This window comes from Phenylobacterium sp., assembly GCF_036264965.1.
Taxonomy (GTDB): domain Bacteria; phylum Pseudomonadota; class Alphaproteobacteria; order Caulobacterales; family Caulobacteraceae; genus Phenylobacterium.
Window position 1 is genome coordinate 1 of the sequence record NZ_DATAPY010000059.1, and the last position, 15,410, is coordinate 15,410.

General features: G+C 69.4%; 16 protein-coding genes and 1 pseudogene. 7 read left to right on the top strand and 10 right to left on the bottom strand.

The features are described 5' to 3' along the window. Positions 1 to 135: 135 nt before the first annotated feature. From VHS75_RS08210 to rdgB, 7 genes and pseudogenes are all read right to left on the bottom strand, one after another. Positions 136 to 639 (bottom strand): annotated as a pseudogene (locus tag VHS75_RS08210) (magnesium chelatase domain-containing protein); the annotation flags it as partial. Positions 640 to 789: 150 nt separating this feature from the next. After that, positions 790 to 1,737, bottom strand: a complete 948-nt coding sequence (gene gshB / locus VHS75_RS08215) for a glutathione synthase (protein ID WP_329638121.1) — start codon at positions 1,735 to 1,737, stop codon at positions 790 to 792. Positions 1,738 to 1,812: 75 nt separating this feature from the next. Beyond that, on the bottom strand, positions 1,813 to 2,628 hold the full coding sequence (locus VHS75_RS08220; protein WP_329638122.1) for a SirB1 family protein: 816 nt from the start codon (positions 2,626 to 2,628) through the stop codon (positions 1,813 to 1,815). 18 nt (positions 2,629 to 2,646) lie between these two features. Further along, positions 2,647 to 2,991 (bottom strand): YraN family protein, encoded by a 345-nt coding sequence (locus VHS75_RS08225; RefSeq protein WP_329638123.1) that lies wholly within the window; start codon positions 2,989 to 2,991, stop codon positions 2,647 to 2,649. Continuing rightward, positions 2,988 to 3,860, bottom strand: coding sequence for a 16S rRNA (cytidine(1402)-2'-O)-methyltransferase (gene rsmI / locus VHS75_RS08230; RefSeq protein ID WP_329638124.1), 873 nt, complete (start codon positions 3,858 to 3,860; stop codon positions 2,988 to 2,990). The genes VHS75_RS08225 and rsmI overlap by 4 nt, the downstream gene beginning before the upstream one ends. A 31-nt stretch (positions 3,861 to 3,891) precedes the next feature. Then, positions 3,892 to 5,034 carry a radical SAM family heme chaperone HemW gene (gene hemW / locus VHS75_RS08235; RefSeq protein WP_329638125.1) on the bottom strand — a complete coding sequence of 381 codons (1,143 nt, stop codon included), beginning with the start codon at positions 5,032 to 5,034 and terminating at the stop codon, positions 3,892 to 3,894. Then, complete coding sequence (rdgB, locus tag VHS75_RS08240; RefSeq protein WP_329638126.1) at positions 5,031 to 5,630, bottom strand: RdgB/HAM1 family non-canonical purine NTP pyrophosphatase; 600 nt, start codon at positions 5,628 to 5,630, stop codon at positions 5,031 to 5,033. Before rdgB ends, hemW begins: the two co-directional genes overlap by 4 nt. Positions 5,631 to 6,038: 408 nt before the next feature. On the opposite strand from rdgB, the gene VHS75_RS08245 reads away from it, so the two are divergent. Together VHS75_RS08245 and VHS75_RS08250 are read left to right on the top strand one after the other, a co-directional pair. Continuing rightward, on the top strand, positions 6,039 to 6,563 hold the full coding sequence (locus VHS75_RS08245) for a DUF2975 domain-containing protein (RefSeq protein ID WP_329638127.1): 525 nt from the start codon (positions 6,039 to 6,041) through the stop codon (positions 6,561 to 6,563). A gap of 14 nt (positions 6,564 to 6,577) precedes the next feature. After that, positions 6,578 to 6,817, top strand: coding sequence for a helix-turn-helix transcriptional regulator (locus VHS75_RS08250; protein ID WP_329638128.1), 240 nt, complete (start codon positions 6,578 to 6,580; stop codon positions 6,815 to 6,817). A gap of 286 nt (positions 6,818 to 7,103) precedes the next feature. On the opposite strand, the gene rph is transcribed toward VHS75_RS08250, so the two are convergent. Then, positions 7,104 to 7,820 carry a ribonuclease PH gene (gene rph, locus VHS75_RS08255; protein ID WP_329638129.1) on the bottom strand — a complete coding sequence of 239 codons (717 nt, stop codon included), beginning with the start codon at positions 7,818 to 7,820 and terminating at the stop codon, positions 7,104 to 7,106. Positions 7,821 to 7,905: 85 nt separating this feature from the next. Here rph and hrcA point away from each other — a divergent pair, with 85 nt between their 5' ends. The 3 genes from hrcA (at position 7,906) to dnaN (ending at position 10,888) form a co-directional block, all read left to right on the top strand. After that, the gene (gene hrcA / locus VHS75_RS08260) at positions 7,906 to 9,006 is read left to right on the top strand and encodes a heat-inducible transcriptional repressor HrcA (RefSeq protein ID WP_329638130.1); all 1,101 of its coding nucleotides are present in this window, start codon (positions 7,906 to 7,908) and stop codon (positions 9,004 to 9,006) included. A gap of 28 nt (positions 9,007 to 9,034) precedes the next feature. Further along, positions 9,035 to 9,658, top strand: a complete 624-nt coding sequence (gene grpE / locus VHS75_RS08265) for a nucleotide exchange factor GrpE (protein WP_329638131.1) — start codon at positions 9,035 to 9,037, stop codon at positions 9,656 to 9,658. 111 nt (positions 9,659 to 9,769) lie between these two features. Continuing rightward, positions 9,770 to 10,888, top strand: a complete 1,119-nt coding sequence (gene dnaN, locus VHS75_RS08270) for a DNA polymerase III subunit beta (RefSeq protein ID WP_329638132.1) — start codon at positions 9,770 to 9,772, stop codon at positions 10,886 to 10,888. 637 nt (positions 10,889 to 11,525) lie between these two features. Here the strand turns inward: dnaN and VHS75_RS08275 are convergent. After that, positions 11,526 to 11,840, bottom strand: coding sequence for a zinc-finger domain-containing protein (locus VHS75_RS08275; protein ID WP_329638133.1), 315 nt, complete (start codon positions 11,838 to 11,840; stop codon positions 11,526 to 11,528). 105 nt (positions 11,841 to 11,945) lie between these two features. On the opposite strand from VHS75_RS08275, the gene VHS75_RS08280 reads away from it, so the two are divergent. Then, entirely contained in the window at positions 11,946 to 12,896 is a 951-nt protein-coding gene (locus VHS75_RS08280; protein WP_329638134.1) for an ABC transporter ATP-binding protein, read from the top strand. Here VHS75_RS08280 and VHS75_RS08285 read toward each other — a convergent pair. Continuing rightward, the gene (locus VHS75_RS08285) at positions 12,893 to 13,432 is read right to left on the bottom strand and encodes a GNAT family N-acetyltransferase (protein WP_329638135.1); all 540 of its coding nucleotides are present in this window, start codon (positions 13,430 to 13,432) and stop codon (positions 12,893 to 12,895) included. The two genes, VHS75_RS08280 and VHS75_RS08285, sit on opposite strands and share 4 nt — an antisense overlap. A 117-nt stretch (positions 13,433 to 13,549) precedes the next feature. On the opposite strand from VHS75_RS08285, the gene mutS reads away from it, so the two are divergent. After that, a partial coding sequence (mutS, locus tag VHS75_RS08290) for a DNA mismatch repair protein MutS (RefSeq protein WP_329638136.1) occupies positions 13,550 to 15,410 on the top strand: 1,861 nt, incomplete at its 3' end.

The following is a 15,410-nucleotide window of genomic DNA, read 5'->3' on the forward strand; positions in this document are numbered from 1 at the left end:
CTAATCCCGAGACCTTCCCCAAAGACCCGCACAGGGCCCGTCCAAGGTGGCCGACATCAAATCGGAACCATGGCCGGCTTCAGATCGGTACGCCGGCCGGCTTCATATCGGTACAGGTGGCCGGCATCATCGGAATCCGCAGAAGTGGTTCACGAGCGCGATCAGCGACGGCGCCGCCAACACGCGCGTCTCGCCCGCCCACGCCGCCTCCGGCCCGCAGGCCTCGGGGCAGATCAGGCCCAGACCCATGCTGCCCGCGGCCACGGCGGCGGGAAGGGCCCCGGACGTCTGCACGATGCGTCCGTCCAACGACAGTTCGCCCACCGCGGCCCAGTCGGTGAGCGCGTCCGGCGGGATCACGCCCATGCCGACCATCACCGCCAATGCGATCGGCAGGTCATAGTGGCTGCCCACCTTGGGCAAGTCGGCCGGCGCGAGGTTGACGATGATCCGCTTGCCCGGCATCGCCAGGCCAAGGCCGGTGAAGGCGGCCCGCACCCGCTCGCGGCTTTCGCCAACTGCCTTGTCGCCCAGGCCAACCACGATGAAGGCGAATTCGCCCCCAGTCAGCTGAGCTTCGACATCAACGCGCCGGGCATCGACGCCCTCAAACGCCACGGTCACAACCCGAGCGGCCATCCTTCGTCCCCAGCCTCAAGACCTTGTGGTCGAGCGTCAGTTATCCACAAGAACGCACCACAGGGCCGCGCTCAGATCAAGAACAAAAATAGAACTTATGGGGAAAGTGAGACGTTTCCGTGACTTGTCGGGGCGTCTTGCACAAACAGCCTAGGCCTTGGCGCGAAGGCTTTCAATCCGTTGCCAGAGGATATCGGCGGCGTCGATTCCGCTGAAGGTCTTCAGCGCCACCGCCCCGGTCGGCGAGGTGACGTTGATCTCGGTCAGATAGTCGCCGATCACGTCGATGCCGACGAACAGCAGGCCGCGCTTCTTCAGTTCGGGGCCGATCGCGGCGCAAATTTCATGGTCGCGGACGGTCAGCTCCACGGCCTCGGCGCGGCCGCCGACCGCCAGGTTGGAGCGGATCTGGCCCTTCTGCGGCACGCGGTTGATGGCGCCCACCGCCTCGCCATCGATCAGCAGGATGCGTTTGTCGCCCTTGGTCACCGACGGCAAGAACTTCTGCAGGATCACCGGCTCGGGGCTCAGCTCGGCGTGGATCTCCAGCAGGGCCTCAAGGTTGGGGTCGTCCGCCAGGTGCCGGGTCACGCCCGAACCGCCGCGCCCGTTGAGGGGCTTCAGCACCACGTCGCCGTGCCGGGCGCGGAACTCGGCGATCGCCTCGCGATCGGAGGTGATCAGGGTCGGCGGCTGCAGGCCCGGAAAATCGGTGACAAACAGCTTCTCCGGCGCGTTGCGAACCGAGACCGGGTCGTTCACCACCAGCGTCTTCGGGTGGACCTTCTCCAGGAAGAAGGTCGAGTCGATGTAGTTCATGTCGAAGGGCGGGTCCTGGCGCAGCAGGATCACGTCGAAGGCCGCCAGATCGACCTTGCGCCAGGCGCCCAGCGTCGCGTGGTCACCCTTGGTCCGCCGCACGGTGACATCGCGGCCGCGGGCGGAAACCCGGCCCTCCTCCATGGCCAGGGTCTGGGTGGTGTAGACGAACAGGCTGTGGCCGCGCGCCTGGGCCATCTCCATCATCAAGAAGGTCGTGTCGCCCTCGATGTTGATCCCCTCGATGGGATCCATCTGCACCGCGACCTTCAAGGGCATGGGGTCTTCTCCCGGCGAACCTGAGCCACGGGACATAGGCTGGGAGGCGGCGCGACGCTAGGTGGCTCGCGCCCGCTAGTTCAACTGCAGCCTGACCCGCTCGCGCTGCGCCCGCGCCGCCAGAGCCGCGCCGCCGTCGAGCTCCGTCGCCCTCGCCAACGCCTCCAGAGATCCGGCCAATGCGCCCTGGCCCTCGCGGGCGGCGGCGACGTCCAGCCAGGGGCGGTGATCGCTTGGGTCCAGGAGAGCGCGGCGCAGGGCGGCGCGCTCGGCCCGGGCGAAATCGCGCATCTGGCTGGCCCGGGCGAAGATGGTGTTCTGCAGGCGCATCAGGACCGCCCGGTCGCTGACCGGGGCCATGAGACGGTCCAGCCGGTCGGCGACGTTGGGGGTCAGGCCCGCGTGCAGGGCGCGCCGGGTGAGTTCGGACGGGAGGACTACGCGGCCCTCGGAGAACGGGTCCAGCGCCAGCGGCCCCTCCTCGGTCTCGATGCGCAGCAGGAAGTGGCCGGGGAAATCGACGCCCTGCACCGTCAGCGAGCACTTCCGCGCCGCGTGCAGGTAGAAGACGCCGAGCGTCACCGGCAGGCCCTTGCGCCGCTCGGCCACGGCGATGAGGTCGGCGTTGTCGGGGTCTTCGTAGGTCAGGAGATCGCCGGACAGGCGCAGGTCGCCGGCCATGCTTTCCGCCAGGGCCTCCTCGGCGCTCTCCTGCTTCAGCCGTTGGGCCAGGCGCTCGACGCCCACCGCTGCTAGGTCGCGGGCGTTCTGCGGGTCGCGGCTGGGATCCTCGTGGATCGCACACGCGATCGCGGCTTCCAGCAACGGGAAGTCTGTGTCGGCGCCGGCGCCGGCGGCCAGCAGAACGGTTTCAGCCTCCTCGCGGCCCATGGTCCCCAGCCGGTCCCCTCAACTTCCCTTCCAAGCGTCGGGAATATGCCTGGGGAGTCTGCCCGGCGCGAGGGCTATGAGGTTGAGGCGAACCGCCGCTCCGCTGAGCGCCGGACGGCCCGCCGCCAACGCCAGGCCCGCGCGGCGCAGCCGCTCGCGCTGGTCGAAGGTGACGGTCTCAAGCGCCGCCAGCACCTTACCGCGCAGGGCCAGGAGGTCGATCTCCGCCTGGCGGGTCTTCAGGCGGAATCCCAGGATGCGGTAGCCCTTGGCCATCAGCCAGATCGCCGCCAGCACCTCGGCGCGTCGGCCGGCCTCGCGTCCGGCGCGGCCGCGGGCCCGGCGGACCTCCGCGCGGCTCATGGTTTGGCCCGCAGGGCCATCGCCCGCTGATAGACATCGCGGCGCGACAGGCCGAGCGCCTTGGCCACCTCGGCGGCCGCCTCCGCGGGACGCAGGCGCAGGAGCGCGTCGGCGAGCGCGGTATCGATATCGCCGGCCGTGGCCTCGACCTCGTGACCGGGGCCTATCAGGATGACGATCTCGCCCTTCGGCGCGTCGAGGCGTGGATCGGCGGCCAGTTCGGCCAGGGGGCCGCGATAGAGGGTCTCGTAGAGCTTGGTCAGCTCGCGGCAGACCACCGCCTCGCGGGCCCCGCCCAGCACCGCGGCCATGTCGCTCAGGCTGGCGGTCAGGCGCGAGCCGCCTTCGAAGAACACCAGGGTGGCGCGGATCGGGGCGAGTTCCTCCAGGAAGGTGCGCCGCGCCGCGCTCTTCGGCGGCGGGAAGCCCGCGAACAGGAACCGGTCGGTGGGCAGGCCGGCGGCGGAGAGGCCCGCCAGCAGGGCTGACGGCCCAGGGATCGGGAACACCGCGACACCCTCGGCCGCGGCCTCGCGGACCAGCTTGTAGCCGGGGTCGGAGACCAGCGGCGTGCCGGCGTCGGAGATCAGCGCCACGCACTTGCCCTCAGCCAGGGCCGCCATGGCCTTGGGACGCGACCGTTCCGCGCCGTGCTCGTCATAGCGTTCGAGCTTGGCCGAGAGGCCATAGGCGCTGAGCAGCTTGCCGGCCACGCGGGTGTCCTCGGCCAGCACCAGGTCCGCGCCCGCCAGCACGTCGAGGGCGCGCAGCGTGATGTCGCGCAGATTGCCGATCGGCGTCGCCACCACGTAGAGCCCTGGCGCCAGGGGCGAATCGTCCAGGTCGGGCGGCGGAAGGCGTCGGGCCATGGCGGAGGGTTCGCGTGTCAGGCCCGCGATGTCAAAGGGCCAGCTCTTGCGTCAACCGATCCAGGACGAGCCGGCCGGCCGGCGTGGCCCGCAGCCGCTGCGGGTCGTCGGCCAGCAGGCCCAGCGCCATGAGGTCGGCGATCCGGCCGGGCGCGATCTCCAGGGCCGCCACGTCGACCAGAGGCACGCCCTCACTGATCCGCAGCCCGCTCAACAGCCGCTCCTGCGCCGCCTCGTGAGGGCTGAGGGTCTCGCGCTCCGCAAAGCCCACGCCGGCCTCGGCGACGCGGGCGATGTAGTCGGCGGGCCGGGCGGCGGCGCGGGTGGCCTGCCTGGCGCCGCCGTCGGTGATCCGGCCGTGGGCGCCGGGTCCTGCGCCGACATAGTCGTGGCCCTGCCAGTAGATCAGGTTGTGGCGGGAGCGGGCGGCCTCGCCGCGGGCGTGGTTGGAGACCTCGTAGGCCTCGAAGCCGCCGGCCTCGAGCACGCGCTGGGTGGTGTCGAAGAGCTCGGCGCCGGTGTCGGCGTCCGGTGGCGTGAAGGTTCCGCGGCGCACGGCGCGGTCGAAGGCGGTGCCCGCCTCGATGGTCAGCTGATAGGGCGAGACGTGCTCAGCCCCAAGATCGACGGCTGTTTGCAGCTCCTGCGCCCACGCCCGCGGCGTCTGGCCGGGCCGGGCGTAGATCATGTCGATGGAGAGCCGGGAAAACGCGGCGGTCGCGGCCTTGGTGGCGCGGATCGCGGTCGCCGCGTCGTGGTTGCGCCCGAGGAAGCTCAGCGCCGTGTCATCGAGCGACTGTAGGCCCAGCGACAGGCGATTCACCCCGGCGGCCGCGAAGCCGGCGAACCGCTCGGCCTCCGCATCGGTCGGATTGGCCTCCAGGGTGACCTCCAGGTCCGCTGCGGGGCTCCAGAGCCGCTTGGCGGCGGCGATCATCTCGCCGGCCCACGCCGGGTCCATCAGCGAGGGCGTGCCGCCGCCGAGGAAGATCGACGTCAGTTCCCGCGGTCCGGTGAGCGCCCCCTGCGCCTCCAGGTCGGCGACGATGGCGCGCGCCAGGACCGCCGGCTCGTCCCCGCCGCGCGCCTTGAAGACATTGAAGTCACAGTAGGGGCAGATGCGCGCGCAATAGGGCCAGTGGACGTAGACCCCCAACTTAGGGCCGGTGGTCACAAGAGCGCCGCCTTCAGCTTGGCGAAGGCCCGCGCCCGGTGGCTCATGGCGTCCTTGGTGATCGGGTCCATCTCGCCGAAGGTCAGGGTCTCGCCCTCCGGGATGAAAATGGGGTCATAGCCGAAGCCCCGATCGCCGCGCGGCGGGAAGGTCAGCGCGCCGTCCACGCGGCCTTCGACCACCACCGCCGGGCCGCCGGGCCAGGCGACGGCCAGCGCGCTGGTGAACCAGGCGGCGAAATCCTTGGCGCCGGTTTCCTCCAGCCGCTCCTCGACCTTCTTCATAGCCACGGTGAAGTCGCGGCCGGGCCCGGCCCAGCGGGCCGAATAGATGCCCGGCGAGCCGTCCAGGGCCGCCACCGACAGGCCGGAATCGTCGGCCAGTGCGATCAGGCCGCTGGCCTCGGCGGCCGCGCGGGCCTTCAGCAGCGCATTGCCGACGAAGGTGGTTTCGGTCTCGTCCGGTTCGGCCAGGCCGAGCTCCCCGGCGCTCACCAGCACGAAGCGGTTCTCGAGGATCTCGGCCAGTTCGCGGGCCTTGCCGGGGTTGTGTGTGGCCACCACCAGCCGGGTCCCGGGCTCCAGCTTTAGCGCCATGGATTCACGCTCCGTTTACGCGGAAGGGACCATAGCGCCCGCCCGTCGTGTTGCATTGCGAAAGTTTAATATCGTTACTCGATGTTAATTTGATCGCTAATCGATGCGGGCGTATTGAATAGCGGCATTGAGGCGGATCGTCCGGCCCAAATCTACGCTGCGCCGCAGCAAACTCGAATGAAAGGAACAGACCATGTTCTCGAATGTGATGAAGACCTTCGACCGCGCTTCCCTTGCCATCTTCATGGCGCTCGCCCTGACCCCGATGCTGGCAGTCGCCGTCGCCGCCTCGATCCACTAGGCTTATCGCCTTGGGGTTCGTCCGACCCGCTCCCGCCGCGCTCCATGGGGACGCCGCCGGGGCGGGTTTTGGCGTCGCCCAAGATGCCGTAGAGGGGAGCTGACGGGATGCGCGCGCTAGGACCGGGATCGGTCTCCAGTTTCCTGAAGATCATCCTCGACGTGGTCTTCGCGGCCCTTTGGATCGCGCTGGGCGCCGTGGCCCTGGCCACCCTGGCGGCCCTGCTGTTCAGCTTCAACCCCGACCTCTTCCCCGACATCATGAGCAAGAACGCCGCCGTGGTGGCGACCCGCGGACCGCTGTTCGCCGGCATGCTCGTGGTGTTCGGCCTGTCGATCGGCGGGGTGCTGGTGATCGTCCACTCGCTGCGGCAGATCTTCACGACGCTCACCGCCGGCGATCCCTTCCATCCGACCAATGTCGGCCGCCTGCGCCTGATCGGCCTGATGCTGGCGGCGCTGGAGATCGGCCGCTATTGCGTCTGGGGCCTCAGCCCGTTCCTGCCGTGGATCAAGGACGTGAAGCCCGACCTCAGCCTCACCGCCTGGTTTTCCGTCCTGGTGGTCTTCGTGCTCGCGGAGGTGTTCCGCGAGGGCGCCCGCCTGCGGCGTGAAGCTGAGCTAACGATCTAGGCGGCCCAGCAGCCATGCCCATCCGCGTCCAACTCGACCGCGTCCTGCTCGAACGCCGCATGTCGCTGACCGAGCTCGCCGACCGGGTCGGCGTCACCATCGCCAACCTCTCCATCCTGAAGACCGGCAAGGCGCGGGCCGTACGGTTCTCCACCCTGGCGGCGCTCTGCCGTGAACTGGACTGTCAGCCGGGTGACTTGCTGACTTACGAGGCCGGTCCCTCCGACGACTTGCCGGACGACGAAGACGGATAGTAGGTTTACCGCATTGCGATGCGACATCACGGCGTGGCCGTGAGAAGCCTTGCAATCTCAATGCTCGCTCCCTATATGCGGCGCACAATATTGCACTGCACAAGGAGTGTCCCGATGATCGCTTCGATTGAACGGGTTCTGAACGCCCTCTTCGCGCCGCTGGCGCGCGAGCTGAACCGGATGCCGCCTTCGGCCTTCCGCTATCTCGTGGGTGGGCTCTAAGACCAAAAGACCACTCAGGTGGTTTGAAGCGGGCGGCTGGGAAACCAGCCGCCCGTTTTCGCATTCAGCCGCCCGTTGCGGCGCGTTGCAGGATGACCAGTTCGCTGATGCCCTTGCGCGCGAGCGAGAACAACGACTCGAATTCGGCTTCGGAGAAGCCGCGCTTCTCGCCGGTGGCCTGCACCTCGACGATGTCGCCACGGCCGGTCAGCACGAAGTTTGAGTCCGCCTCGGCGTTGGAATCCTCCTCGTAGTCGAGATCGAGCACGGGCGTCCCGTTGAACACGCCGCAGCTCACCGCCGCCACCTGGTCGAGGATCGGGTCGGCCGTGATCACGCCCTCATCCAACAGGTACTTGGTGGCCAGACGCAGGGCGACCCAGGCGCCGGTCACCGAGGCGGTGCGCGTGCCGCCATCGGCCTGGATCACGTCGCAATCGATGGAAATCTGCCGCTCGCCCAGCGCCTTCAGGTCGACGATGGCGCGCATGGAGCGGCCGATCAGCCGCTGGATCTCCTGGGTGCGGCCTGATTGCTTGCCCTGCGCGGCCTCGCGCCGGCCGCGGGTGTGCGTCGCGCGGGGCAGCATGCCGTACTCGGCGGTGACCCAGCCCTGGCCCTTGCCGCGCAGGAAGCCCGGGACGCCCTCCTCCAGGCTGGCGGTCACCAGCACCTTGGTGTGTCCGAAGCTGACCAGGCAGGAACCCTCGGCGTAGCGGTTGACGCCGGTCTCCAGGGTGACAGGCCGTAACACGTCGGCGAGGCGTTCGGAGGGGCGCATAGGGACTCCTGGGACTTCAGCTGGGACAGGGCGCGGCTTGCGCCCACTTGCGCGGCGCTTATCCTAGATCGGCAAGGTCCCGTCCATGGACGCCACCCGAGAACCCGCCGCCGGCCACGTGAACACCCCGCTCTTCGCCTCCGGTCCCACCCTGGCCGAACTCGACGAACGCGCGCGCGACATCTTCCGGCGCATCGTGGAGAGCTATCTGGAGACCGGCGAGCCGGTGGGCTCGCGCACCCTGTCGAAGGGCGGCCTGCCGCTGTCGCCGGCCTCGATCCGCAACACGATGCAGGACCTGACACAGCTGGGCCTCTTGGGCGCGCCGCATGTCAGCGCCGGGCGGCTGCCGACGCATGCGGGCCTGCGCCTGTTCGTCGATGGCCTGCTGGAGGTGGGCGACGTCGGCGCCGTGGACCGCCAGGCCATCGAGGCCCGCCTGCACGCCCATGGCCGCAACTTCGAAGATGCGCTGAACGAGGCCAGCTCCATCCTCTCTGGCCTGGCCGGCGGGGCCGGCGTGGTGGTGACCCCGATCCGCGACGCCGGGGTCAAGCATGTGGAATTCGTCTCGCTGGGCGTCGAGCGGACCCTGGCGATCATGGTCTTCGCCGACGGCACGGTGGAGAACCGGCTGATCCGCCTGCCGGCCGGAGTGACGCCTTCGGCGCTCATCGAGGCGTCAAATTTCCTCAATGCGCGCCTGCGCGGCCGCACCCTCGTGGAGGCCAAGACCGACCTGGCCGCCGATATCGCCCAAGCGCGGCGCGAACTCGACGCCAGCGCTGCGCGGCTGGTGGAGGACGGCCTGGCGGCCTGGGGCGGCGGCGAGGCGGAGGACCGGGCGCTGATCGTGCGCGGCCGAGCCAACCTGCTGGACGAACCGGGCGCCGCCGACGACCTGGAACGGGTGCGCTCGCTGTTTGAGGACCTGGAGCAGAAGGAGCAGCTGATTTCCCTGCTGGACGGGGTCCGCGAGGGCCAGGGCGTACGCATCTTCATCGGGGCGGAGACGAAGCTGTTCTCGCTTTCGGGTTCCGCCGTGATCGCGGCGCCCTATATGACGGGCTCACAGCGGGTGCTGGGCGCGATCGGCGTGATCGGCCCGGCCCGGCTGAACTATGCGCGCATCATCCCGCTGGTGGATTATACAGCGCGGGTGCTGGGTCAGGTGATGAACGCCTGAGCGGCCAGGATTGAGAGACGAGAGCTAGATGTCTGAAGACGATATCCCTGATGAAGCCGACGCCTTCCTCGCTGAGGCCGAAGAGGGCGAACTGGCGGCGCTGAAGGCCGAGACCGCGGCGCTGAAGGAGCAGATCCTGCGCTACGCCGCCGAGGCCGAGAACACCAAGCGCCGCGCCGAGCGCGAGGCCAACGACGCGCGCGCCTATGCGATCCAGAAGTTCGCCCGCGACCTTTTGGGCGTGGCCGACAACCTGGCCCGCGCCCTGAGCCACGAGCCCGCCGACAACGGCGATGCGGCGGTGAAGAACTTCGTGCTCGGCATCGAGATGACCGAGAAGGAGCTGCAGGGCGCCTTCGAACGCAACGGCCTGAAGCGCATCGCGCCGGGCCGCGCCGAGAAGTTCGACCCCCACCAGCACCAGGCCATCACCGAGGTCCCCGGCACCGATGTGGCCGCCGGCGGCATCGTCGAGGTCATGCAGCCCGGCTACGAACTGCTCGGCCGCCTGGTGCGTCCGGCCATGGTCGTGGTCGCGGCCAAGGAAGGGCCGGTCCAGCCCGAGGGCTCCAAGCCGAAAGGCGCGGGTGGCAACCCTTACGCGGGCGGTGATGACGCCGATCCGGGCGGGTCTGTGGATCGCCGCGCCTGAGGCCTGAGCGCCCCTTCCGTCCGTCTGCAAAATGGCTAATGTCGCAAGTCCTTCCAGGTCGGGGGGCGCAGGCTGCGAATCGCGCCTGCGCGGTGCGGTTCGGACAAAGACATGAAGCTGACGATCGAGCGGGCGGCGCTGCTTAAGGCGCTGGGGCATGTGCAGAGCGCGGTGGAGCGGCGCAACACCATCCCGATCCTGTCCAATGTGCTGTTGTCGGCTGAGCGCGACCGGTTGACCTTCTCGGCCACCGACCTCGACATGGAGATCATCGACCAGGCCTTGGCCCAGGTGGACCAGCCCGGCCAGATCACCGCGCCGGCCCACACCCTCTATGAAATCGTCCGCAAGCTGCCGGAAGGCGCCGACGTGGTGCTCAGCTTCACGGGCGAGGATCCGCGCCTGACGGTCTCGGCCGGGCGCAGCCGCTTCAACCAGCCGGTGCTGCCGGCCGGCGACTTCCCGGTAATGACCTCGGATGGCCTCTCCGGCCGTATGGCTGTGGACGTGGGCGACCTGATCCGGCTGATCGACAAGACCAAGTTCGCGATCTCGGCGGAGGAGACACGCTACTATCTGAACGGCCTCTATCTCCATACGGTGGTCGAGGACGGCCAGACCAAGCTGCGCGCGGTGGCCACCGACGGCTCGCGCCTGGCGCTGGCCGAGATGGCGGCGCCTGAGGGCGCGGCCGGCCTGCCGGGCGTCATCGTGCCGCGCAAGACCATCGCCGAGGCGCGGCGACTGTTGGACGACGCCGGCGAGCAGGTCGAGCTGCAGATCAGCCCCCAGAAGGTGCGCCTCGACTTCGGCGGCGCGGCGCTCACCTCCAAGGTGATCGACGGCACCTTCCCCGACTATCCGCGGGTGATCCCCAAGGACAACAACCGTATCGTGCGCGTCGATTCCAAGCTGTTCGCCCAGGCCGTCGACCGGGTGGCGACGATCTCGGCGGAGAAGTCCCGCTCGGTGCGCATGGCCGTCGAAGGCGGCAAGTGCGTGCTGACGGTCCGCAACATGGAGGCCGGCCAGGCGGTGGAAGAGCTGGAACTGGACTACGACGGCGACGCCTTCGAGCTCAGCTTCAACGCCCGCTACCTCCTGGACATCACCGACCAGATCTCCGGCGAACTGGCGGAACTGCGCTTCGGCGGCCCGAACGACCCGGCCCTGGTGCTCGATCCGCAGGACGCGGACGTGCAGTACATCCTGATGCCGCTGCGGGTGTAGCGGGGCCGGGTCACAGCGGATGGCGGTGATGAAGGTGGCGGACGGGCCCCGAGCTTATTTCGCCGTTCGCTGGGTCGGTAGATTGCTGCTTTGGGCTGGCGTCGGCATCTGGTTTGCCTACGGCGCCCTCGTGATGAGTTGGGCGGGTCATCGGCCCCTTCGGCCGAATCCGCCCTTCACCTTGCCGTTCGAGGATCACGGCACGCTTTTCATCACGCTCGCCGATCTTCAGCGAAGCCACCGGCTTCTGCTGGTTTGCAGCGTCTTGGCGGCCCTCGGTTTAGCCGCACACTTCGCTGGACGGCTCTGGCCAGAGGGTCGCGCGGATGTCGCCCGGCGAAGAGCCTATGAACACCAGCTACGCGTCCATAGGGAAAACGCACGCCCGCAGCGCGGGAACAGACCCCGGTCGCACTGACAGACTGCGCCTCAAGCTCGCAATCAACCATGGGCTTCAGGGCTATCCAGCATCCAAATGGATGCGGGCTCCGATTTCCCTCCCTTGATGGGGAGGGACAGATCGCGAAGCGATCAGGGTGAGGAAGTCGCGTTCAAACTCTGAGTCAGCGCTTCGGCCCACATAGCCTCACCCGTCTCGCTGACGCTCGCCACCCTCCCCAGAACGGGGAGGGAAGGCTCAGTGTCCGTGACTGCCTTCGTACACCCCGGGCGCGATCAGCTCATTCTCCAGGCCCTCGGTCCCGCTCGCCAGGACGAAGCGGCGGTCGCAGTAGCCGCACTCCACGAAATCGGCCTCGCCCATCTCCAGATAGACCCGCGGATGGCCCAGCGCGCCGCCGACCCCATCGCAGGCCACGCGTTTGGAGCGCACGATGATGACCTCGGGCGCTGGCAGGTTGGGAACCAGGGCGCCTTTGGCCGGGGCCGGTTCCGGCTTCTTCTTGCCCGAGGCGGGTTTCACGAGCGGTTTGGAGGCGGCTTTGCGGGCCATCGGGCAATCCTTCTGAGCGGCCCGATTGTGAAGGGGCCACCGCGCGCCTAGGTATGCGAGCGCGGCTTTCCCAGTCAATGTGGAGAGGGCAACGACAGGATCGAGATGGACCTTCCGGACTACGCGATTGAGGCCAAGGGCCTGGTCAAGACCTACGCGGCCACGAAGACGACGCCGGAAATGCGGGCGCTGAAGGGCATCGACCTGGCGATCCCGCGCGGCTCGATCTTCGGCCTGTTGGGTCCGAACGGCGCCGGCAAGTCGACCTTCATCAACATCCTGGCAGGCCTGTGCCGCAAGACCTCGGGCACGGTGACCATCTGGGGCCGCGATATCGACGAACGGCCGCGCGACGCCCGCGCCGCCATCGGGGTGGTGCCGCAGGAGATCGCCGCCGACCCGTTCTTCACCCCTTTCGAGGCGCTGGAGGTGGCGGCGGGCATGTACGCCGTGCCCAAGGCCGAGCGCCGCACCAACGAACTGCTGGCCGCCCTGGGCCTCGCCGACAAGGCCTCGGCCTACGTCCGCCAACTCTCCGGCGGCATGAAGCGCCGGCTGATGGTCGCCAAGGCCATGGTCCACAACCCACCGGTGCTGATCCTCGATGAGCCGACCGCCGGCGTCGACGTGGAGCTGCGCCGCCAGCTCTGGGCCTATGTGCTGGAACTGAACCGCAAGGGCGTGACCATCGTGCTCACGACGCACTACCTGGAAGAGGCCCAGGAGCTCTGCGACCAGATCGCGATCATCAACCGCGGCCAGGTGGTGGCCTGCGAGCCGACCACGACGCTGCTCGCGCGTATGGATACCCGCAAGGTTCTGGTGACCCCGCAGGAGCCCGTCACGGAAGCGCCGCCCCTGAAGGGTTTCGAGACGGCGCTGACCTCGGCCGGCGGCTTCTCGGTCAGCTACCGTACGGGGCAATCCAGCGTCGAGCAGGTGCTGGCCGCGATCCGCGCCGCCGGCCTGCACATCAAGGACATCTCCACCGAGGACCCGGACCTGGAGGACGTGTTCGTCTCCCTGACCTACGCCGCGCCGGAGCCGGTCGCTTAGCTGATGAGGCTGCGGATGTCCCGCCAGCGGTAGGCGACTTCATAGAGCAGCCGCCCGCCGGGGCCCGGCTCCTGCCGCGCAGCCTCCGGTTCGCCGCCCAGGTGCTCATAGAAGCCACGGGCCCGCAGGTTGTCGCGCAGCACCGAGACCATCAGCGAGGTCGCGCCCTGCGCCGCCAGCGCCCGCGCCGTCTGCGCCATCAGCTTCGCGCCCAGCCCTTGGCCCTGCGCCTGACGCAGCAGATAGAGGGTGGCGATCTCCGCCTCGCCCCCGCTTTTCAGCGAAACACCCCCGCGCCGCGAGGCGCCGCCCTGGGCGTAACCCACCAGGCCGTAGCGGTCGGCGGCCGCCAGGGTGACGCTGTCGCCCGGCTCCGTCAGCGCCCGCCGGAAGCGCCGGGTGAACCCCGGCTCGCTCATCCGCGCCAAGAAGGCGTCAGCCAACAGACCCCGATAGGTCTCGCGCCACGAGGCCACGTGCACGCGCGCCAACTCCTCGGCATCCGACGGTCCGGCGGGGAAGACTACGAAGCTCAACTGGACGAAGCTCCACGATGAACAGGCATCCATCCACAGCTTGGGCCTGTTCGCCTCATGTTCAAGGGGCCCGAGGGGCTGACGGGACTCGCTACGACAGTTAGCGTCACGCGGCCCATGAACGCCCCGTCTCCCACAACCCTCCCCGATCCTTCCGCCGGCGCCTCGCCGGTGATGGCGCAGTATTTTGAGGCCAAGACCCGCCAGCCGGACGCCCTGGTGTTTTTCCGGATGGGTGATTTCTACGAGCTGTTCTTCGAGGACGCCCAGAAGGCCTCGGTCGCGCTGGGCATCACGCTCACCGCGCGCGGCCAGCACGGCGGAAGCCCGATCCCCATGTGCGGCGTGCCGGTGCATGCGGCGGAGGCCTATCTCGCCAAGCTGATCCGCGCCGGCTTCAAGGTCGCCGTCTGCGAGCAGATGGAGAACCCGGCGGAGGCCCGGAAACGCGGGTCGAAGTCGGTGGTCCACCGCGACGTGGTGCGGGTGGTGACGCCAGGCACGCTGACCGAGGAAGGCCTGCTGGACGCGCGTGGCTCCAATCGGCTGGCGGCCATCGCAGTGCGCGGCGGCCAGGCGGCGGTGGCCAGTGTCGAGCTTTCCACCGGCGAGGTGGAATGCCTGGCGACCAGCGTCGCGGGCCTGTCCTCCGCCCTTGCTGCGCTGGGCCCCTCGGAGATTCTGGTCCCTGATCGCCTGTTCGTCGATGAGCAGGTCTCCGCGGCGCTGAAGGCGGCCGGCGGCTTCGTCCAGCCCCTGCCCCAGGCGCTCGCCGAGCCGGCGGCGTCGGAGGCGCGGCTGAAGCGGCTTTATGGCGTCGAGACCCTCGACGGGTTCGGCGCGCTGTCGGGCGCGGAGGTCTCGGCGCTGGGCCTGATCGCCGCCCACCTGGAGACCACGCAGGCCGGCAAACTACCCGCCTTGTCGGCGCCGCGTCGGGCCGGCGAGGCCGACGTCATGGCCATCGATCCGGCGACCCGGACCAGCCTGGAGATCGAGCGCGCCACCTCCGGGTCGCGCGACGGCTCACTGCTGGGGGCCATCGATCGCACAGTGACCGCGCCCGGCGCGCGCCTGCTGGCCGCCCGCCTGGCCCGGCCGCTGCTCGACCCCGCCGCCATCGACGCACGACTGGATGCGGTGGCCTGGTTCTGCGAGCACCGGCCCCAGCGGCAGAGGCTGCGCGAGGCGCTGAAGGGCCTGGGCGACATGGCTCGCGCGCTCTCGCGCCTGGCGCTCGGCCGCGGCGGCCCGCGCGACCTGGGCGCCCTGCGCGATGGCCTGGCGATCGGCGAAGTGGTGACGGGCCTGTTCGTCTCCACGAAGGACCCGCTCATCGAACTCCCAGCGGAGATCGCCCAGGCGCTGGCCGCGCTCAATCCGGCCCTGCATCCGGATCTGGCCCAGTTCCGCGCCCTGCTGGACGAAGGCCTGGGCGGCGACCTGCCGTCGCTGGCCCGCGACGGCGGTTTCGTGCGTGAGGGCGTGCGGCCGGAGCTCGACCAGGCCCGCGCGCTGCGCGACGACAGCCGTCGGGTGATCCTGGGCCTGGAAGCGCAGCTGGCCGCCGACAGCGGCGTGGGCCTGAAGATCCGCCACAACGCCGTCCTGGGCTATTTCGTGGAGACCACCGCCAAGGCCGCCGAGCCGCTGTTCGCCGCGCCGCTCAACGCCACCTTCATCCACCGCCAGACGCTCGCTAATCAGGTCCGCTTCACCACCGTCGAACTGGCCGAACTGGACGCCAGGATCGCCCAGGCCGCCGAGCGGGCGCTGGCCATCGAGCTCGACACCTTCGAGGCGTGGCGCGACGCCGCCGTCGGCGTGGCCGCCGACATCCAGGCCGCGGCTTCGGCCGCCGCCCGCCTGGACGTCGCCTCAGGCGTCGCCGAATGGGCCGAGGACGTGGGCGCGAGCCGCCCGAGCGTCGACCGCTCCACGGCCTTCGAGGCCGAGGCTGCGCGCCATCCCGTGGTGG